This is a genomic window from Marinobacterium sp. xm-d-530, assembly GCF_013283365.1.
Lineage (GTDB): Bacteria > Pseudomonadota > Gammaproteobacteria > Pseudomonadales > Balneatricaceae > Marinobacterium_E.
On the sequence record NZ_WBYM01000001.1, the window covers coordinates 623,490 to 645,519 of the forward strand.

Annotated in this window: 18 protein-coding genes; 9 read left to right on the forward strand and 9 right to left on the reverse strand. The window is 49.2% G+C overall.

From position 1 onward, the window contains the following. The first annotated feature begins 5 nt into the window (after nt 1-5). Nucleotides 6-1,007, forward strand: a complete 1,002-nt coding sequence (locus XMD530_RS03230) for a glycosyltransferase family 4 protein (RefSeq protein WP_173506711.1) — start codon at nt 6-8, stop codon at nt 1,005-1,007. Here XMD530_RS03230 and XMD530_RS03235 read toward each other — a convergent pair. Genes XMD530_RS03235 through XMD530_RS03245 form a run of 3 tightly spaced genes read right to left on the reverse strand, consistent with a single transcriptional unit; the run spans nt 986 to nt 4,218 of the window. Further along, a complete protein-coding gene (locus XMD530_RS03235; protein ID WP_173506712.1) occupies nt 986-2,089 on the reverse strand; it encodes a glycosyltransferase family 4 protein in 1,104 nt (367 codons plus the stop codon). The two genes, XMD530_RS03230 and XMD530_RS03235, sit on opposite strands and share 22 nt — an antisense overlap. Next, complete coding sequence (tviB, locus tag XMD530_RS03240; protein WP_305847197.1) at nt 2,090-3,379, reverse strand: Vi polysaccharide biosynthesis UDP-N-acetylglucosamine C-6 dehydrogenase TviB; 1,290 nt, start codon at nt 3,377-3,379, stop codon at nt 2,090-2,092. Further along, the gene (locus XMD530_RS03245; protein ID WP_173506713.1) at nt 3,370-4,218 is read right to left on the reverse strand and encodes an ELM1/GtrOC1 family putative glycosyltransferase; all 849 of its coding nucleotides are present in this window, start codon (nt 4,216-4,218) and stop codon (nt 3,370-3,372) included. Before XMD530_RS03245 ends, tviB begins: the two co-directional genes overlap by 10 nt. 111 nt (nt 4,219-4,329) lie before the next feature. Here XMD530_RS03245 and XMD530_RS03250 point away from each other — a divergent pair, with 111 nt between their 5' ends. Continuing rightward, nucleotides 4,330-5,385: a branched-chain amino acid aminotransferase gene (locus tag XMD530_RS03250; RefSeq protein ID WP_371731502.1), complete on the forward strand. Its 1,056-nt coding sequence runs from the start codon at nt 4,330-4,332 to the stop codon at nt 5,383-5,385. A 36-nt stretch (nt 5,386-5,421) separates the two neighbouring features. On the opposite strand, the gene glnE is transcribed toward XMD530_RS03250, so the two are convergent. Continuing rightward, nucleotides 5,422-8,277 carry a bifunctional [glutamate--ammonia ligase]-adenylyl-L-tyrosine phosphorylase/[glutamate--ammonia-ligase] adenylyltransferase gene (gene glnE / locus XMD530_RS03255; RefSeq protein ID WP_173506714.1) on the reverse strand — a complete coding sequence of 952 codons (2,856 nt, stop codon included), beginning with the start codon at nt 8,275-8,277 and terminating at the stop codon, nt 5,422-5,424. Between the two features lie 335 nt (nt 8,278-8,612). On the opposite strand from glnE, the gene XMD530_RS03260 reads away from it, so the two are divergent. From XMD530_RS03260 to XMD530_RS03275, 4 genes are all read left to right on the forward strand, one after another. Next, complete coding sequence (locus tag XMD530_RS03260) at nt 8,613-9,629, forward strand: amino acid ABC transporter substrate-binding protein (RefSeq protein WP_173480039.1); 1,017 nt, start codon at nt 8,613-8,615, stop codon at nt 9,627-9,629. A 74-nt stretch (nt 9,630-9,703) separates the two neighbouring features. Further along, nucleotides 9,704-10,924 carry an amino acid ABC transporter permease gene (locus tag XMD530_RS03265; protein ID WP_173480038.1) on the forward strand — a complete coding sequence of 407 codons (1,221 nt, stop codon included), beginning with the start codon at nt 9,704-9,706 and terminating at the stop codon, nt 10,922-10,924. 9 nt (nt 10,925-10,933) lie between these two features. Next, nucleotides 10,934-12,034: an amino acid ABC transporter permease gene (locus XMD530_RS03270; protein WP_173482814.1), complete on the forward strand. Its 1,101-nt coding sequence runs from the start codon at nt 10,934-10,936 to the stop codon at nt 12,032-12,034. Between the two features lie 2 nt (nt 12,035-12,036). Beyond that, a complete protein-coding gene (locus XMD530_RS03275) occupies nt 12,037-12,801 on the forward strand; it encodes an amino acid ABC transporter ATP-binding protein (protein WP_173480036.1) in 765 nt (254 codons plus the stop codon). A gap of 39 nt (nt 12,802-12,840) precedes the next feature. On the opposite strand, the gene XMD530_RS03280 is transcribed toward XMD530_RS03275, so the two are convergent. Both XMD530_RS03280 and XMD530_RS03285 read right to left on the reverse strand, forming a co-directional pair. Further along, entirely contained in the window at nt 12,841-13,800 is a 960-nt protein-coding gene (locus XMD530_RS03280) for an asparaginase (RefSeq protein ID WP_173488968.1), read from the reverse strand. Beyond that, nucleotides 13,793-14,809: a CYTH domain-containing protein gene (locus XMD530_RS03285; RefSeq protein WP_173488967.1), complete on the reverse strand. Its 1,017-nt coding sequence runs from the start codon at nt 14,807-14,809 to the stop codon at nt 13,793-13,795. Before XMD530_RS03285 ends, XMD530_RS03280 begins: the two co-directional genes overlap by 8 nt. 119 nt (nt 14,810-14,928) lie before the next feature. Between XMD530_RS03285 and argE the strand changes: the two genes are divergently transcribed. Then, nucleotides 14,929-16,083, forward strand: a complete 1,155-nt coding sequence (argE, locus tag XMD530_RS03290) for an acetylornithine deacetylase (RefSeq protein ID WP_173480033.1) — start codon at nt 14,929-14,931, stop codon at nt 16,081-16,083. 2 nt (nt 16,084-16,085) lie between these two features. Next, nucleotides 16,086-17,423 carry an amino-acid N-acetyltransferase gene (gene argA, locus XMD530_RS03295; RefSeq protein ID WP_173480032.1) on the forward strand — a complete coding sequence of 446 codons (1,338 nt, stop codon included), beginning with the start codon at nt 16,086-16,088 and terminating at the stop codon, nt 17,421-17,423. On the opposite strand, the gene XMD530_RS03300 is transcribed toward argA, so the two are convergent. From XMD530_RS03300 to XMD530_RS03310, 3 genes are read right to left on the reverse strand one after another with little or no spacing between them, the layout of a single operon-like run. Beyond that, on the reverse strand, nt 17,424-18,818 hold the full coding sequence (locus tag XMD530_RS03300) for an ATP-binding protein (RefSeq protein ID WP_254442888.1): 1,395 nt from the start codon (nt 18,816-18,818) through the stop codon (nt 17,424-17,426). Then, nucleotides 18,796-19,476, reverse strand: coding sequence for a response regulator transcription factor (locus XMD530_RS03305; protein WP_173480031.1), 681 nt, complete (start codon nt 19,474-19,476; stop codon nt 18,796-18,798). The genes XMD530_RS03300 and XMD530_RS03305 overlap by 23 nt, the downstream gene beginning before the upstream one ends. After that, complete coding sequence (locus tag XMD530_RS03310) at nt 19,473-19,967, reverse strand: PepSY domain-containing protein (RefSeq protein ID WP_173480030.1); 495 nt, start codon at nt 19,965-19,967, stop codon at nt 19,473-19,475. The genes XMD530_RS03305 and XMD530_RS03310 overlap by 4 nt, the downstream gene beginning before the upstream one ends. A gap of 188 nt (nt 19,968-20,155) precedes the next feature. Here XMD530_RS03310 and ilvD point away from each other — a divergent pair, with 188 nt between their 5' ends. Beyond that, nucleotides 20,156-21,988: a dihydroxy-acid dehydratase gene (gene ilvD / locus XMD530_RS03315; protein WP_173488965.1), complete on the forward strand. Its 1,833-nt coding sequence runs from the start codon at nt 20,156-20,158 to the stop codon at nt 21,986-21,988. Nucleotides 21,989-22,030: the final 42 nt, after the last annotated feature.

Sequence of the window (22,030 nt, forward strand, 5' to 3'; positions counted from 1 at the left end):
GGGGGATGGAAGCAGTGATGTTATCACTAGCAAATCATTTTTCGGACGAAGGTTATGAAACCCTGGTAGCTGCCGATAAACCCTATAACTCCCCAACCGCTTTTAAGCATAGATCATTCAATGTCCCTAGGTTTTTTAGGCCCTGGTTAAAAAAGTGTTATTTAAACTTAAGCGCCTTCTCACCGGACTTTACCCTGTGTGATAGCTGGAAAAGTGTTGCAGCAATACCTAAAAATCACGGCAAACTCGTTGTGTTAGCGCATGGGCAAGAGTTGCTATTTGATAGCGACAGCAAAAAAACAAAAATTAGCAAATTCTTAAATAGAGCCGATCTAGTCGTAGCCAGTTCAAATATGACGGCTAACCTTGCAAAAGCATTAACCACAAAGCCAGTCATTACAGTATATCCGACATACATGCTGGCAGAATCAATTGAAACACCGTCACAAAAAGTGCATGCCAATCTTTTATCGCTCTGCCGCTTGGATCGACGCAAAGGGCTCATTGAATCTGCACATGCTTTGGCAAACCTGAGCTATAAAGGAATAGAATTTCACTGGAATGTTGCCGGCTCAGGGCCAATTGAGCAGGAGCTCAGGGAACTGATTTCTGAATTAAATCTATCTGAAAAAGTGACTTTTCATGGCAAGGTAGACGATCAAACAAAAGAGTCTCTGCTTAATAAAGCCAGCCTCTTTATTATGCCCTCTTATCAGCTTGGTCGATCCCTTGAAGGCTTCGGAATTAGTTATATCGAGGCTGCCAAAGCGGGTTTAGCGTCAATCGCTGGCAACATTGGAGGAGCACCTGAAGCCGTTTTGGATGGTCAAACTGGCTGGTGTGTAGATGGTAGTAGTATATGCGCGATTCAAACTGCTTTAGAAGAAGCCCTTTACTCAAATGATCTGTTAGAGAAACTTGGAACAAACGCAAAGTGTCGGTTCGATAAAGAGCTTAGCGGACCTAAAGTATTTAAGCAGTTGCTTCACTCTATGAGGGATTTATAGAGAGCGTGAGTAGCTTCAAGCATGGCCTGTTTAGTGAAACCCGCTTGTTCTTTCACTGCATTAACTCGATCTTTTAACTGAGTTCGTGTTTTGGTTATGAGATCCGAGCTTTCAGAAACAGTCACTCGCCCAGCATTAAAGGTGGCTGCCAAAATCTCACCCACTCCACCATGATCATAACCAAATACCGGCCTACCCAGGGAGAGAGCTTCTAGGACGGTTCTACCAAAGGATTCCGGTTTCGTTGAGAGTGAGTAGACAATTTCGCTGATCGAAAAAATTTCGCGAATATCTCTTCTCGCTCCCGTGAAGGTAACTCGCTGCTCTAGACCAAGGTCTTTCACCCTCTGGTAAAGCTCTTGGGCGTACTCTTTTCTTTTTGGGTCCTCACCGCCGACGATGATCGCATGAATATCTTCATAATCTGAGGCAAGAGAGCTGATTAGATCTAAGAAATCATTATGCCCTTTCAAACGGGTTAGTCGCCCGGGCAGGCAGAGCAGGCGCTTTCCTTCTAATTGTGGAAACTCAGTAAAAAAAGCCTGCTTCCACTCGGGGCTAGCTTGATAGCCATAAGGCCACTCTGCGGGCTCAACACCGCGATAAATGAGATGAATATTACTCTCAGGTGTCTCTGGGTAATTCTTTAATATGTAATCGCGAACGGTCTCAGAAACGGCTATTACCGCCTCTCCTCGACACATGATTTGTGAATACTTACTAACCGAATAAAGTCCGTGAACTGTAGTCACTAATTTAGGTCTAGTCGTTTTTGGTAGACCGTTCCACGCAAACCATGCGACCCAAGCAGGCATCCGAGATCGAAGATGTAGAATGTCGGGCTGCTCATCTTTCAAGAATTTTCGAAATGCCCAGATATGTCGAAAGGTCAGTAGAGACTTTTTACCTAAATCCCACTGAATGTGTCGACTGCCCTCATCTTCTAACTGCTGAACCATGCCGCCACCAGCCGAAACTACGATTGATTCATGCCCGTGATCGACAAGGTACTTAGCAACTTCCAAAGTGCCTTTTTCTACCCCGCCACCATTCAGAGCAGGTAAGACTTGAACGACTTTCATCTAGAGACGAAGGTCCGTTTCTGACTGCTCAAAGAGGTACTTTAGATCGTAAAGAACATGCGTATCACGTCCCCAAGATCTAAGGGTATCTAATCCATACTCTTTGAACTGATTATGCGCGACAGCGATGATGATGGCGTCATATTGATCTGGATGGGGTTGTGACACCAACTCGACACCATACTCCTGTTTAGCCTCTTCAGCATCGACCCAAGGATCATGAATATCAACAGTGACACCGTAGGTTTCTAGAACCGAGACAATATCGAGCACTCGAGTATTTCGAAGGTCTGGGCAGTTCTCTTTAAACGCCAATCCCATAACGAGAATGCGACTGTCATTAACATGAATGCGACGCTTCAGCATCGCCTTAACCAACTCGTCTGCAACAAAAGCCCCCATCCCATCATTGATGCGACGACCTGCAAGAATAATATCAGGTATGTAACCAGCAGATTGAGCTTTATAGGTCAGGTAATAGGGATCAACTCCTATACAGTGCCCACCTACAAGCCCTGGACGGAATGGTAAGAAATTCCACTTGGTGCCTGCCGCTTTGAGAACCTCTTCGGTATCAATACCCAAGCGATTAAAGATAATCGCTAGCTCATTAATCAAGGCAATATTAAGGTCTCGTTGGGTGTTCTCAATAACCTTTGCAGCTTCTGCTACACGGATACTGCTGGCCTTAAAAGTACCTGCATCAATGACAGAGGAGTAGAGTTGATCCACAAAGTCTGCGACCTCAGGTGTGGAGCCAGAGGTCACTTTCATAATGTTGACCAGTCGATGAGTTTTATCGCCTGGGTTAATTCGTTCAGGACTGTAGCCCGCATAAAAGTCTTCGTTGAAAACCAAACCTGAGCCAGCCTCAATCACAGGGATACAATCTTCCTCTGTAGCACCTGGGTATACCGTCGACTCATAAATAACAATCGAGCCTGGGGTGATGACACGACCAAGCAGTTCAGACGCTTTAATCAATGGCGTAAGGTCTGGCTGTTTATGACCATTAATAGGGGTTGGTACAGTCACTACAAAGATTGAACAATCTTTAAGTTCTGACTCTTCAGCAGTAAAGCTTAGGCTCTGCGCTTCACTCAGTTCTTCTGGGCTAACCTCAAGCGTTGAATCTTTGCCACTGGACAACTCATCAATACGTGCTTGGTTAATATCGAACCCAACAACCGAACGACTCTTTCCAAACTCAACAGCTAACGGCAAACCAACATAGCCAAGCCCAATAATGGCTATTTTTGCTTCATCATAGTTTGGCAGTTTTACAGCCATGCTCTCTCCAAAATAATCTCTGCGCAGCGGGTTGCTTCTCGAAAATTCGACACTGGATTGGCCGGTTTTTGGTCGGCTGTAGCACCCACTAAACCTTGCTCAACCAATGAGTCGATGCCCTGTTGCGTTCTTGAATTAGTCGTAGATTCTAAACGTATCAGCGAAACAGTGCACCCGGCGGTTAATGCTTCATAGACCATTGAGACACTGTCTGAGCTGACAATCACCTGTTCGGTGGTTGCTAAAGTGCTGGGTAACCAATCACTATCGACTGAATCAGGCTCAATTAATCTGATGCTCGTTTTCGATCTAAGTTGTTGTAATAGGTCGTTGGGAGTTCTTCGAGAGGTCGCTACATTCAATAAACCAATGGATGGTTCAGTTAACTGGTCGATCTGCTCAATAATGCGGGCATCATCCCAGATCACGTGCTTGCTTGGCCCACCTAAAAGCACCAGTCGACTTTCCGGCTGTTTTTTAGACGGCTTCATTCGATTAATTGCTCCCTTGGTAGTCACTACACGATCAAAAGCGGGGGGCGCATCATGTTCTGGGACCAGAGCAAAATTAAAGAAGCTGTAAGGGAGAGATGGACGCATCAGTACGACATTTTTCGCCCCAAAGCGAACAGTGAGCGCCCAATTCCAAAAGTGAGTGGCTCGACCTGCACTGATAATCAATTTGGGGCGATCTGTAGCAAACAGTGCGCTACTCACACCCTTCAGTGGAAGGGTTTTGAATGTCAGATTCGGTTTAAACTCAAGCAACGCTTCTACCAATCCAAGGGACTGATTAATGTGCCCGGGCTTTCCATCACTGATGATCCAGATATCTGCCACAACAAACCTTTTCGCATATAGATCCCTAAGGATAAACAGTTCCCGCCCTAAACACACTTCAATTTAATAAATATCGATTCCAATTTTCCCTCTATGGCTTACAATTGATCGATTAAATTTTGGCGCACTGTATCGACTCAACAGAACAGTTGTAATTTTAGGAAGATTTTCATGGCAGCATTTGGTTCTCTCTTTATGCCAGAGATGGCGATAACTTGGTTTGATGGCGACAGCTGGAGCCCAACTGAAGTGGTCGCTAGTGACTCCATCTCATTTCACCCTGGCGCACATGTGCTGCACTACTCAAGCACCTGCTTTGAGGGGTTAAAAGCATTTCGCCATGCTGATGGTTCAGTCAAAATTTTCCGTATGGACAAGAACATTGAACGCTTTGCGCAGAGCAGCCGCCTTCTTGGTTTACCTGAGATTGATAAGGGGCAGACGCAGCAAATGATCGAGTCAATCGTTCGTCAGTACGCTGCAGATGTACCAGAACCACCGGGTTCGATGTACATTCGCCCGACACACATTGGTACTGAGCCTGCAATTGGTAAAGCGGCGGTGCCATCGGTTACCTCATGTCAATACATCCTTCTATCACCTGTAGGTGATTATTTCGCAGGTGGCGATAAAGCACTTCGCCTACTGGTCGACGATGAAGCGATGCGCTGCCCTCCACACATGGGCATGATCAAAAGCGGTGGTAACTACGCTGCAGCCATGGGGCCTATCTTAAATGCCAAGGCACAATACCAAGCGGATCAGGTACTCTTCTGTCCAGGTGGTGACGTTCAAGAGACCGGCGCTGCGAACTTCCTGCTTATTGATGGCAACCAGATCATCACAAAAGCATTGGATGAGAGCTTCCTGCACGGTGTCACTCGTGACTCGATTCTGACATTAGCTCGTGATCTAGGCATGGATGTTCAAGAGCGCCAGCTTTCAGTAGATGAGCTTCTGGAACGTGCTGCAAAACCGGGTTGTGAAGCGGCTTTGTCGGGTACGGCAGCTGTTCTAGCCCCTGTAGATACTCTGATCTACAAAGATAAAGAGTACAAAGTCGGTAACGGTGGAATCGGCGAGACTACCGTTAAGCTTCGTCGTGCACTGAATGACATTCAGTGGGGTAAGGCCGAAGACCCGCACGGCTGGTTAACCCACCTATAAATTTTCAACTAAAAAGGGGCATCAGCCCCTTTTTATTTAGCGTATTTCTAACAGTACTTTCCAGACATTAGAAACGGCCTCTCGCATCTCAGACAGGGCATCTTTTGTTACCACTCCCTTCGCGTTTTGTAGAGTCTGGCGATGGCCTAATGCGCGGTAGGTTTTATAACTCTCGCTTAACACTTCAGCCTGCGTTTGATTCAAATAACCCGCATCCGCCAGAGCCTCAATAATGCGCACGTTATCAGTGAACTTATAAAGCGCAGCTGACTCTTTGGCGTATCTGAGCACAAGGTACTGCACCGCAAACTCGATATCGACAATACCGCCAGCATCCTGTTTGATATTGAACGCCTCTGAACCCTCTGCACTGCCAAGATGATCACGCATCTTCTGACGCATTGCGATCACCTCTTCACGTAACGATTCAGTGTCCCTCTCTTTACAAAGGACTTTAGCACGCACCGTTTCAAATTCGGCTTTAAGTCGACTCGACCCTGCCACTACACGGGCACGAACCAGAGCCTGATGCTCCCAGGTCCAGGCTTCGTTCAGTTGATAGGCCTCAAAGGCATTCAAGGAGCTGACCAAGAGTCCAGAATTGCCCGAGGGTCGCAGACGCATATCGACCTCATAAAGCTGACCCGAGGTAGTAAAGGTATTCAATATATGAATGATGCGCTGACCTAGACGCGTGAAAAAAACGTCATTGGCTATCTCTTTATTACCGCCAATGGTCATTAGGTTACTGGGCGCATCATGCACAAAAACCAGATCCAGATCCGATCCATAAGATAGTTCAATACCCCCCAATTTACCAAAGCCGATTATGACAAAATCTTGATCGCATGGAACTCCTGCCGATCGCTGCGGCGTGCCATATTTAGTTGTCATATCGCGCCATGCGATCTGCAAAACCGCCTGAAGAATTGCTTCTGCTAGCCAGGTTAAGTAATCACTCACTTTCATCAGAGGCAATGCACCTGTGATATCCGCAGCAGCCACTCGCAGAATATGGGCATTTCTAAAGTAACGCAGCGCTTCCATTAACTGCTCAATGTCATCCTCTGGGATACGCATCAACTGCTGTCGTAACTCATTGGATAAAGCTTGTGCGTCCGGTGGATTGAACAGTGATGATGCATCAATCAGCTCATCAAGAAGGACCGGTTGATGAGCTAACTTCTCTGCAAACCATGGACTGGCTGAACAGAGCTTTACCAACTGCGCTCGAGCACTGGGGTTTTCGGCTAGCAGAAGAAGATAGGCTGAACGACGCACTACAGCTTGAATCAGCTGCAAAACCCGCTCCAAAGTCTCTTCTGCGTTTTCCACGCCCGACAGATCCCGGAGCAAACGAGGCAGCAGATCCAACAAACGCTCCTGCCCGACATTTTGCAACGCCTGTACCGTTCTTAACTGGCGCAGCGATACCAGTGCCTTCAACGCTCGATCGGTTTCGCTGTAACCCAGCTCTGTCAGATAGTGAGCCAGCGCCTCCTGATCTGCAAACTCCTCATGCCAGAGGCCCGTAAGATGCGCATCGCTCTCAGTTTGCTCGGCATTGCCTTCCTGATCCACTGGTGCAATAACATCTGCAAAGTGCTGTGAGACTCGACTTCGATGCTCATATAGCTCTGTTAAAAGCGCCTCTGGACTCGTAAAGCCCATGGAGTAGGCAAGGCGCTGCATACCGAGATCATCAGCTGGTAGCTCTTGGGTCTGCTTATCGGCTTGCGCCTGAATCGCATGTTCCACATTACGCAGGAAGACGTAGGCATGGGTTAGCTCTGTCACAACCACGTCTGGAATGCCGACTACCTCTGGGAGAAGTGGCAATATGTTGCACAACTCTCGTTGCTGCAAACGTGTATCACGCCCGCCGCGGATTAGCTGAAAGGCTTGAGCGATGAACTCAACCTCGCGAATACCTCCGGCTCCCAACTTAACGTTATTCTCACGACCCTTTAAACGGTTCTCACGCTCAATCATCCCTTTCATTTCACGCAAAGATTCAAAGGCGCTGTAGTCAATGTACTTACGATAGACAAAGGGGCGCAGATCCTGCATCAACTGGGCGCCAGCTTCCTTATCACCCGCGATGATACGCGCTTTGATCAACGCATAACGCTCCCACTCACGCCCCTGTGTCTGGTAGTACTGCTCCATGGCATCAAAACTGGCAACCAATGGACCAGAAGATCCAAACGGACGCAGACGCATATCGACACGGAATACAAAGCCCTCGGCCGTGGGGGCATCTAAAACACGAATCAATCTTTTACCCAGTCGTGTAAAGAACTCTTGGTTGGATAGTGAACGGCGGCCACCTTGGGTTTCGCCATTGGCGGGGAAGGTAAACATCAGGTCGATATCCGAGGAGAGATTGAGCTCATGTGCCCCCAATTTGCCCATTCCAATGACGGCCATGCGTTGCAAATTTCCATCTAAGTCCATTGGCTCACCCAGATCTTTGACTAGATCTTGGTGCAGCCAATTCAATGCTGCATCAGTAGTGGCATCGGCCAGTTCGGAGAGCATCCGGGTGGTTTCTGTTAGATCGGCCAATCGGTTCAAGTCGCGCCAAATAATTCTAACCATGGCCAATCGACGCAGGCGACGCAGCGCAACACTCAGTGCCTCTTCACTCCCCACAGCTTCAACAGCCGCCAACACTTGCGCTGTTAAAGCACCTGTTGGAAGCTCACCAACATCAAGGTTTAACTGCTCAATCAATTCGGGATGACGCTGCAGCTGATCCGCAACATAGTCAGATCCCAATAGCACTCGATCTAACTCCGCCAACCGATTGTGATCTGATTCAAGCAGATCTCTTGCTGCTGAAACCTTTTGCTGCTGTTTTTCTAGGTAGTCATTCAATATCGCTGTCACTCAAACCACTCCGAAATCTTGCCAATAGGACTAATATACTGCGTTCAGTTATAAGAGGAACAGGACTTAAATCAAATTGCACCAATACTGTGCAAAAGCTCAATTTAAGCCCTACTTTAGTATTGACCTTTGAGTCAGAATGACACAATCTTAAACGAGTAAGCAGAGTGCTGGCGTTGGGTATTAAAGATTATTTGATCAAAACACCCCGTTATACCGTAACTTTCAGACAATTTTTAACGATGAATGTCGATGAAAATGACTCACTGAAAATTGTTGGCACACTAGTTGCTGTGGAAAAAGAACAACAACCTACTCAAAAGAGGATCTACATAATGGCTAAGAAAGCTTTACTAACCGCTTCTATCCTTGCTGCAACAATGACTGCTGGTGCAGTTCAAGCAGCTACTCTTGACGATGTTAAGAGCCGTGGCACCCTAACTTGTGGTGTATCTACTGGTCTTGCAGGCTTCTCTCAAAAAGATGAGAACGGCAAATGGAGCGGTCTCGACGTTGATATGTGTCGTGCGGTTGCAGCTGCAGTACTTGGCGATTCAGAAGCTGTTCAATACAAACCGCTAACCGCTAAAGAGCGTTTCACTGCGCTAGCGTCTGGCGAAATCGACATGCTATCTCGTAACACGACTTGGACTCACACTCGTGATACATCACTAGGTATCAACTTTGCTGGTACTAACTACTACGACGGTGCGTCATTCATGGTCATGAAAGACCTAGGCGTATCAAGCGCAACTGAGCTAGACGGTGCAAACGCATGTATCCAAGCGGGTACCTCTACTGAGCTTGCAATCGCTGACTACTTCCGTGAGAACGGCATGTCATACAAAGCGGTTACTTTCGATACCTCTGACCAAACTCGTCAAGGTTTCGAATCAGGTCGTTGTGACTTCCTAACATCAGACGGTTCTCAGCTAGCGGCACTTCGTATCGGTCTAGCTAACCCAGGCAATGCAGTGATTCTTCCCGAAGTTATCTCTAAAGAGCCTCTAGGCCCAGTAGTTCGTCAAGGCGATGACCAGTGGTTCAACATTGTTAAGTGGTCTCTAAACGCAATGATCGAAGCAGAAGAGCAGAAGGTCACTTCTGCAAACGCAGCTGACATGAAAGCGAACGGCAACCCAGCTAACAAGCGTCTACTAGGTGCTGAAGGTGAACTAGGTGCTAACCTAGGTCTAAGTGCTGACTGGGCTTACAACATCATCACTCAAGTAGGTAACTACTCAGAGTCGTTTGAGCGTAACGTGGGTATGGATTCACCACTTAAGCTAGCACGTGGTATCAACGCGTCTTGGCGTGATGGCGGTATCCTATACGCACCAGCTATGCGCTAAAACCGAAGCGATCTAAAAAGGGGCACAACAGTGCCCCTTTCTGCGTGAAAGCACTCTATTTTTAGGTTAATTCAATGTTCAAACAAAAAACCATTGAAGAGGTTAAGTCAGCGAGCCGTAAATCGAGCTCCGGAACCACCTCCAACGCCTTTTATAACAACCCACGCATCCGCGGTTTCTTCTATCAGATCGCACTGGTCGCTGGGTTGCTCTATTTCTTTGGCACCATCATTGGCAACACGCTGGCCAACATGGAAGCGACGGGGATCAAAACCGGTTTCGACTTCTTAGGCGCAGCTGCAGGCTATGATGTCTTGATGTCGTTGATCTCCTTTGAGTCGACCGACACCTACGGACGAATATTTGTTGTCGGTTTCTTAAACACCCTTTTGGTCTCGGCCATCGGTATCTTCTTCGCGACGCTACTTGGATTTATCTTTGGTGTGGCGCACTTCTCGCATAACTGGTTGATTCGTAAGATTGCTCTGGTCTATGTAGAAATCTTCCGAAACGTACCGCTTCTGCTACAGGTGTTCTTCTGGTACTTCGCCGTTCTATCCAGTCTGCCTGGCGCTCGCCAAAGCTTGAGTTTAGGCGAAGCTGTGTTCCTCAACGTTCGCGGCCTCTACCTACCTAAACTGATTGGCGGCGATCTATCATCTTTGGTCTGGATCGCTTTAGGCGCTGCCGTTGCAGGAATTTTTGTACTGCGTCGCTGGGCCAAAAAACGTCAAGAGCTGACCGGCCAACAGTTCCCTGTGCTGAAGACCAGCATCGCCATGGTGATTCTATTTCCATTAATTGTTGCAGCGTTAACGGGCTTTCCATTCACCGTTGAATACCCAGCTCTAAAGGGCTTTAACTACTTCGGTGGTATTACCGTCATCCCAGAGCTGATGTCGCTTGCCATTGCGCTGTCGGTCTACACTGGTGCATTCATTGCCGAAGCCGTGCGTGCAGGTGTGCAATCGATTCCACACGGTCAAACAGAAGCGGCTCGCAGCATTGGTTTGCGTGAGAATAAGATCATGTCATTGATCATCGTGCCTCAGGCAATGCGTGTCATTGTGCCGCTACTTAACTCCGAGTATCAGTCACTGGTGAAGAACTCTACGCTAGCGGCGGCGGTCGGTTATCCCGATCTATTCAACGTATTTGTCGGCACCGCTCTTAACCAGACTGGACAAGCGATTGAGACCATCTTTATGACCATTATCGTCTACTTTGTGGTCAATATGGTGATCTCGTTCCTCATGAACCGATTTAACAGCGCGGTTGCGTTGGTGAGCCGATAGGAGAGCATAATGAAAGAATTTCAGCCTATTGCAGCCCGCCCGGCACCGATTAAAACCGTCGGTTTTACAGCCTGGCTGCGTGACAACCTTTTCTCTTCGATCCCGAACTCGGTCGTAACCCTTTCAGTCATTGCACTGTTGGCTTACTACCTACCACTTATCTTTGACTGGGCTTTTTGGTCGGCAAATTTCACCGGCACCACAGAAGATGCCTGTGTCAAAGAGGGGGCTTGTTGGGTCTTTATTAACGCTTGGTCTTACCAATTCTTCTATGGGACTTACCCTGTTGAAGAGGTATGGCGTATCAACCTAACCCTAGTCTTACTAGTGATGGTGATTGCGGCGTCATTCACGCTACCAAAATCGATTCGCCTGAAAGCTTCCATCACATCTTGGTTACTACTACCGATTGTGGGTATCGCTATCCTAGATGGTCGTTGGTTAGGTCTAGAGGTTGTCAGTACTGACCTTTGGGGTGGATTTACGCTCAACGTCTTTATGGCAGCCGCCAGCATTATCGTCGCCTTCCCATTCAGCTTCCTGTGGGCTTTGGGCCGTCGCTCAGAGATGCCATTTATCCGATCTGTTTCAGTTATCTTTATCGAGTTCTTCCGTGGTGTTCCGGTACTGTCGCTCTTCTTCATGGGCTCAGTCATGCTGCCACTCTTCTTTGCAGAAGGAACGAACGTCGATAAGTTGATTCGTGTCTGGTTGGTATTGATCTTCTTCATGTCAGGTTACATGGCAGAAGTGTTCCGTGGTGGTTTCCAAGCTGTCCCGTCGGGTCAATACGAAGCGGCAGATTCGATCGGCCTTAGCTACTGGCAGAAGATCCTGTTGATCATCTTGCCGCAGGTTATCAAAGTGTCGATGCCGAACATTCTGGCTACCTTTGTCATGCTGTTTAAGAACACAACCTTCTTGTTGATCATCGGCATCCCAGAAGTCGTTCAAACACTACAGACAGCTCTGTCTAACTCCTACTGGCTAGGTGGCCATGCGCTTGAAGGTTACCTATTCGTCTTCCTCGTGTTCTGGGGAAGCTGTTTCAGCATGTCGGTGCTTGCTCGCCGCATCGAACGTCAAATGAATACTGATAAGAGAGACTAATCATGACCGCAACTAACTCAGCAGCAGACTCTCAAGATGTCATCGTTATTGAGAACCTAAACAAGTGGTACGGTAATTTCCATGTACTACGTGATATCAATCTGCGTGTTAAAAAAGGTGAGCGTATCGTTATCTGTGGCCCGTCGGGCTCAGGCAAATCGACCACCATTCGCTGTATCAACCGCCTAGAGGAGTTCCAAGAGGGATCTCTAGTGGTTGACGGTGTCGAGATGATTGAAGATGTTAAGAATATCGAGAAGATCCGCCGCGACGTGGGTATGGTGTTCCAGCACTTCAACCTATTCCCGCACCTAACCATTTTGGAAAACCTTACACTAGGCCCGATCTGGGTTCAGAAGAAGCCAAAAGCGGAAGCTGAAGAGATCGCAATGAAGTACCTAGAGCGCGTTAAGATTCCTGATCAGGCTGATAAGTACCCAGGCCAGCTATCGGGTGGTCAGCAGCAGCGTGTCGCGATTGCGCGCTCCCTCTGTATGAACCCGAACATCATGCTGTTTGATGAGCCGACGTCAGCTCTCGATCCTGAGATGATCAAAGAGGTACTCGACGTCATGGTTGAGCTCGCTGAAGAGGGTATGACCATGTTGTGTGTGACACACGAGATGGGCTTCGCTAAGAAAGTTGCTGACCGTGTCATCTTCATGGATGCAGGACAAATTGTGGAAGAGAATGAACCCAACGAGTTCTTTAACAATCCACAGAACGAGCGTACTAAACTCTTCCTAAGTCAGATTCTGGGGCACTAATACAGAGCCTTCACCCCTCAATGAAGGCTAAAGCTCTTCTCAGGGCTGAAGCTCTCCACAAAGCGGTTGTTGCCATTGGGCCTCAACCGCTTTTTTGTCTAAGCCTTTTGCAAACAGATAGTGCAGCTTGGCAAAGGCCGCTTCAGGTGTCATATCAAAGCCCGGCAATGCGCCCAACTCTGCTAACAAAGCTCCGGTCTCATAAGCCCCTGGAATGACTCGACCTTTCAGACACTGGGTCATGTTGACCAACAGCACACCTTTCTCATGAGCACGCCTTAGTGCATCGCCAAAGTCACTGCTGGTCGTTGGAATATTGCCACTGCCAAAGCTCAACAACACAACAGCTCGCAGGCGATCATCCGTCAGAAGCCCATCCATGATAGCGGCAGACATTCCGGGGTAGATCAAAAGGGTCGCGACTGCGCCCTCTTGGTAGCCCAGCACTTCTGGAACCGCAGCTTCATGGATAGATGAGATCTCACCGTTTGGCATCTCAAAAGCGACATAGTCCTGAGCATCCACTTTTCGAACGCGGTTTGCCTGAAGATTAAGTCCGCCAAAACAGACACGAACGCCTTCAACATCAGGCTGGGCCAGATAGCTAAGCGAATCCAACAGGTTAGTTGGCGCATCACTGCCCTCAACACCTAAGGGGTACTGAGATCCCGTCGCCACAACAGGCTGACTCAAACCCAGCAGCGCAAAGCTTAACGCCGATGCGGTGTACGCTAAGGTATCCGTGCCATGAATCACAATAAAGCCGGCATAGTGATGCTGTTCAGATAGGATCGTTTCGCAGATGCGCGTCCAATCATTTAAACGAAGATCGGAACTGTCGATGAGGGGAAGCAGGTCGACGAGATCAAATGAATAGTGCGCCAACTCTGGTACCTGTTCTCGCAGCCGTAATTCAAGATCGGCAGCGGGCGCCAGCCCGGCTTCACCTAGCACCATACCAAAGGTGCCACCGGTATTAATGATCAGAACCTTATTCATCACCCGCTCCTTGAGTCGTTTCACGAATGAAGTGAGCCGTTCTGAGCGCTAACTGACCGATTGAAGGATCATTCAAAAGATCAGCAGAGATCGATCGTGATCTCTCTTGAATGGTCTTATAAAAGGTTGGAGAGGAGCCGCTGAAATAGGCCAAATCATAAAGAGGCATGACTCGAGTAAGCAGTGCTTCGTACTCCTTCAGCAGCCCTGCAGAGGCTTCTAAATCACTTAACTGTCGCAACAGTGCAATCTGTTGTTCCAGGGCAGAACAGAGGGTGGTAATGACCGTTGGTGCGAGAGTGATTGGAATCAATTCATAACAGCGCTGCCAACAGATGGTCATGGCCGAGAGGCGCTCAACACGCTCAGCCAAATCGCCACGCTCCATGATAAGCGATGGCAACTCTGGGGCAGGAGGGTGCTCGAATCGTAGCTCCCAGCCACGCTGCGCCTTGCTACGCTGACCAATCCACAGTGGGCTCAATCGAGTCAATTGTTCAGCAAGATCAAACAGAGCACTGGCATCGCCCTGTTTTAGCTCTAACTCCACTTCAGAGATCGGCTCAATACGATTACCGGTTCGTACTTCACCCTGATCACAAGCGATCTCGATCTGCGTCTGTTCGCGTTGATAGAGCCAAGTTGTGCGCTTAAAGTTGGTTGAAAAGACAGGGTAGAGGCTGTCACTGTCGAGATCGGCGGGCAGCAACTCCTTTAGAAGATCCAACTTGAGATTGGGCCCATCGATCACCCACTCATATTCACCACGAGTGGAGAGCCCCGATGCATCGGTTATCCCAGTCGTTTTCAAAGTCTGCAGCCACTGATCGCCAGATTTACGAATGCGCAGCGCCATTTTCATCCGTTTCAAAGACTCATCCGGCGTATCGTAGTAGAGATTGAGAAGGAGCTTTGATTCACTGGGTAAGTCACTTAAAAACGGCAGTGCGCAGACCTGTGCTGCCACAGTCGGAAGGCAACCTAACTTTAACTCAAGCTCTTTGGACATGATTCCATTCTCAATAACGCGGATGTTTAAGCCATTGTACAAGAGTTTTGAGCTCTGAATCAGTGACCAACGCACTGGAACAGGATAAAGTCAGATGAAATATTTATGGAGAGCCGACCATGCCCATGCCACCCAAGCCGATAGAGATGATCAGTTCACTGATAGCTGTGCCCTCTATCAGCTCAACCACACCGAAATGGGATCACTCAAACCTCGGCGTCATTGAGTTACTGCACAGCTGGTGTGAATCGCTAGGGTTTCAATGTGAGGTGATGCCGGTTCCCAACAACCCAGGCAAAGCCAATCTAATAGCAACCTTGGGCACAGGACCTGGCGGTCTCGTTCTCTCTGGCCACACCGATACTGTGCCCTGTGATCCAGAGCTGTGGAAATCAGACCCTTTTAAAGTCGAAGAGCGTGATCAAAAACTGTATGGGCTGGGCACCTGTGACATGAAAGGCTTTTTAGCACTGGCGATTGAAGCCGCCAAGCAATACAAAGATACACCCTTACAAGCACCGCTGATCATTCTCGCAACAGCCGATGAGGAGTCCTCGATGTCTGGGGCAAGAGCCTTGGTCGATGCGGGCAAACCCAAAGCACGTGCTGCGTTGATCGGCGAGCCGACCAGCCTGAAACCGATCAGAATGCATAAAGGCATGATGATGGAAGCGGTTCGCATTGAGGGGCAAGCGGGTCACTCATCCGATCCATCGCTTGGGGCCAATGCGCTAGAGGCGATGAGTGGTGTGATGAATGAGCTGCTCACAATACGCAGCGAGCTTCAGTCTAAGTATCAGAACTCAAACTTTAGAATCGACGTCCCGACCATGAATTTGGGCTGTATCCACGGTGGTGATAATCCCAATCGGATCTGTGGGCAGTGTGAGTTGGAGTTTGACCTTCGCCCGCTACCTGGCATGTCGATGGATGGACTGCGAAACCTAATCAGCGATCGGCTCAAGCCGATAGAGCAGAAGCACAGAGTGGATCTGAGTGTTCGCTCACTATTCCCCGGCATCCCTCCGTTTGAACAGAGCGAAAGCGAATTTGTGGCATGTGTCGAACGACTCACTGGACACAAAGCGGAAGCGGTCGCATTTGGCACAGAGGCGCCCTTCCTGCAGCAGATGGGGATGCAGACACTGGTACTCGGACCTGGGTCGATTGATCAGGCTCACCAGCCAGATGAGTTCTTAGCGCTGGATCAATTCGCTCCAACCCTCGATCTGTTGCATAATCTAATAAATCAATACTGTGTGAAAGGCTGTTAACGATGGATAGCTCATCGAACTATGTGAAGTGGTTTAGGCACTCATCACCCTACATCCACCATCATCGTGATAAAACGATGGTGATGATGCTGACGGGTGAAGCCGTTGCCAGCGACAACTTTGCTAACATTATTCATGACATTGCGCTGCTGAATGGCTTAGGTGTTAAGCTCGTTCTGGTGCACGGTGCGCGCCCACAAATTGATCAACGCCTTCAAGCTGCCGGCAAAGAGGTTAGACTGCACCACGATCAGCGTATTACCTCACCCGACCTAATGGGTGATGTCATTGATGCCGTGGCCAATGTCAGAACCGAATTTGAAGCACGCCTCTCTATGAGCCTTGCCAACACACCGATGCACGGCGCCAAAATACGTGTTGTTAGTGGCAACTTTGTTATGGCTAAACCGCTGGGTGTTCTTGATGGCGTGGACATGGGATTAACCGGCGAGCTGCGTCGCGTCGACAGTGAAGCGATTCAGCAGCAGTTAGCCCTAGAGAACATAGTGCTGGTGACCAACCTGGGTTACTCACCGACTGGAGAGATCTTCAACCTATCGGTTGAGGAGGTCGCAGTGAATGTAGCGACAGCATTGAACGCCGACAAACTTGTGCTGTTTGGCGCACAGCAGGGTATACGTGATAGCCAAGGCGAGTTACGCAGTGAACTGCTCGCGTCGACGGCTAAACGTCTGGTTTCGCACTATTTAGCGAATATTGATGACCCGACTCAACCACACTCCGAGATCGCTTGTCTGCTTGGTGCCGCGGCCGATGCTTGTGAGCGTGGTGTGCCACGTTGTCACCTAGTGAGCTACCAAGAGGATGGTGCACTGCTAACGGAACTGTTCACCCGAGACGGTTACGGCACAATGGTCAGCCGCCACTCCTATGAGCAGGTCAGGGAAGCGAGCATCGATGATGTCGGCGGTCTGATTGATCTTATCGCCCCTCTAGAGCAGGCCGGTGTGTTGGTGCGCCGCTCTAGAGAGCTGCTCGAATCTGAAATTGAGCGCTTCTCTGTCATTGAACGAGATAATGCGATCATTGGCTGTGCCGCCCTCTACCCCTTCCATGAAGAGGGCGTTGGTGAGCTTGCCGGAATAGCCGTCAGTGATGAGTATCGTGGTGGTGAACGTGGTGATAGTCTGCTTGAGCACATTACTGAGCGAGCTAAAGCCATTGGCCTTAAAGAGTTGTTTGTACTGACAACAAGAACCGCACACTGGTTCTTGGAGAGAGGCTTTGTAGAGCGCGATTTAAGCGCACTACCCACTGAACGTCAGGCGCTCTATAACTTTCAAAGAAACTCAAAAGTCTTCTTTAAAATCTTGGAGTAATCACTCCTCACCAGCCGGAAGGCGGAGTCTAATCTGGGCTCCGCCAAGCTCCGACTGCGCTATTTCGATACCCCCGTTGTAACTGCTGACAATATCCGTCACAACGGCTAAACCTATGCCCTGACCAGGTCGAGAGGTGTCGAGACGAGCACCTCGTTCAATGACAACCTGATGTTCCTCTGTCGAGATAGCTTGGCCATCATTCTCTATAACAATCTCTAACCACTGCTGCTCTTGCGTCGCAGAGAGACGAACCTGATGATCACAATACTTAAAGGCGTTCTCAATCAGATTACCCAGCATCTCCATCAGATCTCGTTCATCACCCGCGAAGAAATGATTTAACCCTTCACGCTCGACATCGATCTCTTTTGCGGCATAGACCCGGCCAAGTGCATTAACAATACGATCGACCGACAACAGCAGGCTGGTGGCGCCTGTCATAGCCTGCTCTTTAGACTTCACCGCACGGCTCAATTGATACTGCACAATCTGAGTCATGCGATCACTCTGCTCTTCAACCAAGCGTTTATAGCTCGATTGCGAGTGTTGCTCTTCTCCGGCACCACGAATCACTGCCAGTGGTGTTTTAAGACTGTGTGCAAGGTCGCCTAGGGTGTTGCGGTAGCGCTCTCGTTGCGAGCGCTCGGATTCGATCAGGCGGTTCAAGTTCTTGGTAATACGCTCCACCTCATAGGGATAGACACCTTCAAGCTTCTCCGCATCACCCTGCTCAATCATAGAGAGGTCGTCCGCAAGATCATCCAAGGGTTTCAGACCCCAACGAAGAATAAAGAACTGCAGCAAAAGAGCCAGCAAGTAGACCGCTAATAACCAACCCCACAACTGGCGTTGGAAGGCTAGCAGCTCTTCCATCGCGGCCGCATCTGAACTCACTATCGCGATGGTGTAACGAAACTCCTTCTCTTCAATCTCCCAAACCAGTGGGTAGACGTAGAGGTAGAATCCTTGATCTTTTAAGTGCTGAAATCGACTACTGCCCGGCTCCGGCTGGATGGTTGAAACCTGAATGAGAAACTGCTCTTCGAGCAGTGCACTCGACTCAGACTGCCAACGCAATAGACCTTGAGCATCGAACACCAGCCCTGATAATCCAGATTGGACCTGACTGAAACGCGGCTCTTGAAGGCGGCGTGGTAGGACGAGCTCCCCCTCCACCAGATCAGCGGACCCCAAAATACCATAGGTTTGCAGTTGCGCTTGGGAGCGCTCCGATGCAAACAGACTGCTCTCGTAGGCGTTCTGCAGTGCTGCACCGGCGAAAATAATCAGAATAGGGAGCAGCACAATCGACGCCCAAAGGAGTCGAGTCTGCAGAGATCCGGGCACCCATTTGATGCCCGAAAAGAACTTATTCAGAGGCTTCCAGAGCAAAACGATAGCCTAGACCTCGGACGGTCATGATCGGATGCAAGGTCTGATCAGGATCCAGTTTTTGACGAAGACGACGAACAAACACTTCCAACACATTGGAGTCGCGATCGTAATCTTGATGGTAGAGATGCTCAGTCAACTCAGCTTTAGAGATTGTCTTACCGGCGTGCACCATTAGGTACTCCAATGTGCGGTATTCATAGCTGGTCAGTTTAATTTCTGAGCCATTAACAAATACGGCACGTGCGACCGTATCCAAAGTAATGGGGCCAAAGGTCATCTGCGGGGAGGCGTGACCAGCTGCACGACGAAGCAGTGCATTCACGCGCGCATTCAGCTCTTCCATGTGAAAAGGTTTAACAAGGTAATCGTCAGCGCCCGCTTCTAACCCCTCTACCTTATCCTGCCAATCACCGCGTGCCGTAAGAATCAAAATAGGAAACTGTCTCTGCGCTTTACGCCAGCCTCGAATAACATCAAGGCCTGACATGCCGGGTAGGCCAATATCGACAATCGCAAGATCGTATTCAAACTCACTGCCCTGGTAGAGCGCTTCGTTACCATCACCGCAATCTTCTACAGTATAAGCACGACCCGATAGACCGCTGACTAGCTGACGACGTAGATCCGGATCGTCCTCAACGACGAGTATTTTCACTGTGCAGCCTCCTCACTTAAAGGAGCTTTCTCGCTTACAGGAACATCCTCGGTTACCGTATCCGATTCAGCTTCTGCAGCAAGCGGCTCTTCAAGAGGCTTAATAATGTCACCATTAGCTGCATCAATAACGACGTCTTTAACACGCCCTTCGTTAACAATACGGATAGTGAAAAGAAGCAGTCCAGCTTCGTCCGGTGTCTCTTCCGCTTTCACCACTTCACCACCGAATGTGTCGATGGCCAGATCAGCTGCAGCCTTAAGATCAAAGGGCAATTGCACATCAGCCACACTCACTTCAGCGGCACTGGTCGACTCAGGGGTGACAACAGGATCAATGACACCTTCAGGAATTGCAACGGCTTCAGGCGAAGTAACATCTGCTTCAACAACAGCAGTAACCGCATCGGCCACGGCCTCTTTATCAGCGGCACTAGCAACAGAAAACCCCAAAAACACGGGGCTCAACATCAACAAAAATAAGTGTTTCAAACACTCCTCCAAACACGAGGATAGAACAATGATTATTAGAATAACTCAGCACATATTAATTGAGTCTGAATCGGTAAAAAACCCTACTCAGAATAAGGAACCTGCGAACAAGTCTTTAAGCTGATCATTTCGTTCAATCTGATATACTGAGTGGATAATTTTTTGGCGTAATCAAAAGAGAGAAGACGATGCCACAGTACCGTTCAAAAACATCCACCGCTGGCCGCAATATGGCTGGTGCCCGCGCGCTTTGGCGTGCAACTGGCATGAAAGATGATGACTTTCACAAACCGATCATTGCCGTAGCCAACTCATTTACTCAGTTCGTTCCCGGCCACGTTCACCTAAAAGACATGGGGCAGCTAGTCGCACGTGAGATCGAACGTGCGGGCGGTGTTGCAAAAGAGTTCAACACCATTGCCGTCGATGACGGCATCGCGATGGGCCACGACGGTATGCTCTACTCTCTACCTAGCCGTGACATCATCGCCGATTCAGTGGAGTACATGGTGAACGCACACTGTGCCGATGCCATTGTCTGCATCTCTAACTGTGACAAGATCACACCGGGAATGTTGATGGCCTCTATGCGCCTGAACATCCCTGTTATCTTCGTCACCGGCGGCCCAATGGAAGCCGGCAAGACAAAACTAGCAGAGCACAAACTCGATCTAGTCGATGCAATGGTACTGGCAGCCGATCCAACGGCTTCCGATGAGACAGTAGACGCCGTTGAGCGCTCAGCCTGTCCAACCTGTGGTTCTTGTTCTGGTATGTTTACGGCCAACTCGATGAACTGTTTGGCAGAAGCTTTAGGTCTTGCTCTACCAGGTAACGGTACGGTCGTGGCAACCCACGCTGACCGTGAAAACCTCTTCCTAGAGGCAGGCCGCCGCATCGTTGAGATGGCAAAGGACTACTACGAGAATGACAACGAACGCGTTCTACCTCGTAGCGTTGGATTCAAAGCCTTTGAAAACGCGATCACGCTGGATATCGCAATGGGCGGTTCTACCAATACCATTCTTCACCTTCTAGCGATTGCTCAAGAGGCAGAGATCGACTTCACATTGGCTGACATCGATCGTCTTTCACGCGTCGTCCCACAGCTCTGTAAAGTGGCGCCAAATACACCTAAATACCACATTGAAGATGTACACCGTGCGGGTGGCATCATGGCCATTTTGGGTGAGCTCGATCGTGGCGGCAAATTACACACCGACGTTCCAAGCGTAGCTGGTAAAGATATGGCTGAAGTGCTCGACAAATGGGACATCATGCGTAATCCAACACCGGAAGTCGTTGAGTTCTACAAAGCGGGTCCTGCCGGCATTCCAACTCAACAAGCCTTCTCTCAATCGACGCGCTGGCCATCTCTTGATGGGGATCGCGCCGAGGGTTGTATCCGTTCAGTAGAGCACGCTTTCTCTCAAGAGGGTGGCCTAGCGGTACTGTTCGGCAACCTAGCTCAAGATGGTTGTGTTGTGAAAACAGCCGGTGTTGATGACTCGATCCTTGTGTTTGAAGGACCCGCACACATCACCGAATCTCAAGACGAAGCGGTTGATCACATCCTAAACGACCAGGTCAAAGCGGGTGACGTTGTCATTGTTCGTTACGAAGGCCCTAAGGGTGGCCCAGGCATGCAAGAGATGCTCTACCCAACGTCATACATCAAGTCTAAGGGTCTAGGTAAAGCCTGTGCTCTACTTACTGATGGTCGTTTCTCGGGTGGTACTTCAGGCCTATCGATCGGTCACGTCTCACCAGAAGCTGCTGGTGGCGGTAACATCGGTCTTGTTCGAGATGGCGATATGATTCGTATCGACATTCCGAATCGTACCATCGATGTGCTTGTCAGCGATGAAGAGCTAGCGACTCGTCGCGCAGCTCAAGATGCTGCGGGATGGAAGCCTGCTAAAGAGCGTCCTCGTAAAGTCTCTGCAGCGCTAAAAGCCTACGCGAAACTCGTTACGGCAGCAGATAAGGGTGCCGTTCGCGATCTTAGTCAGCTGGACTGATCTCAAGCGACATAAAAAAGCCGGCAGATGTGCCGGCTTTTT

Excerpts from the sequence above, each read along its gene's own strand:
- XMD530_RS03260 (WP_173480039.1), top strand. The coding sequence starts at position 8,613 with ATGGCTAAGAAAGCTTTACTAACCGCTTCTATCCTTGCTGCAACAATG.
- ilvD (WP_173488965.1), top strand. The coding sequence starts at position 20,156 with ATGCCACAGTACCGTTCAAAAACATCCACCGCTGGCCGCAATATGGCT.
- XMD530_RS03285 (WP_173488967.1), bottom strand. The coding sequence starts at position 14,809 with ATGTCCAAAGAGCTTGAGTTAAAGTTAGGTTGCCTTCCGACTGTGGCA.
- tviB (WP_305847197.1), bottom strand. The coding sequence starts at position 3,379 with ATGGCTGTAAAACTGCCAAACTATGATGAAGCAAAAATAGCCATTATT.
- XMD530_RS03275 (WP_173480036.1), top strand. The coding sequence starts at position 12,037 with ATGACCGCAACTAACTCAGCAGCAGACTCTCAAGATGTCATCGTTATT.
- argA (WP_173480032.1), top strand. The coding sequence starts at position 16,086 with ATGGATAGCTCATCGAACTATGTGAAGTGGTTTAGGCACTCATCACCC.
- XMD530_RS03230 (WP_173506711.1), top strand. The coding sequence starts at position 6 with ATGGAAGCAGTGATGTTATCACTAGCAAATCATTTTTCGGACGAAGGT.
- XMD530_RS03235 (WP_173506712.1), bottom strand. The coding sequence starts at position 2,089 with ATGAAAGTCGTTCAAGTCTTACCTGCTCTGAATGGTGGCGGGGTAGAA.
- XMD530_RS03270 (WP_173482814.1), top strand. The coding sequence starts at position 10,934 with ATGAAAGAATTTCAGCCTATTGCAGCCCGCCCGGCACCGATTAAAACC.
- XMD530_RS03280 (WP_173488968.1), bottom strand. The coding sequence starts at position 13,800 with ATGAATAAGGTTCTGATCATTAATACCGGTGGCACCTTTGGTATGGTG.
- argE (WP_173480033.1), top strand. The coding sequence starts at position 14,929 with ATGCCCATGCCACCCAAGCCGATAGAGATGATCAGTTCACTGATAGCT.
- XMD530_RS03265 (WP_173480038.1), top strand. The coding sequence starts at position 9,704 with ATGTTCAAACAAAAAACCATTGAAGAGGTTAAGTCAGCGAGCCGTAAA.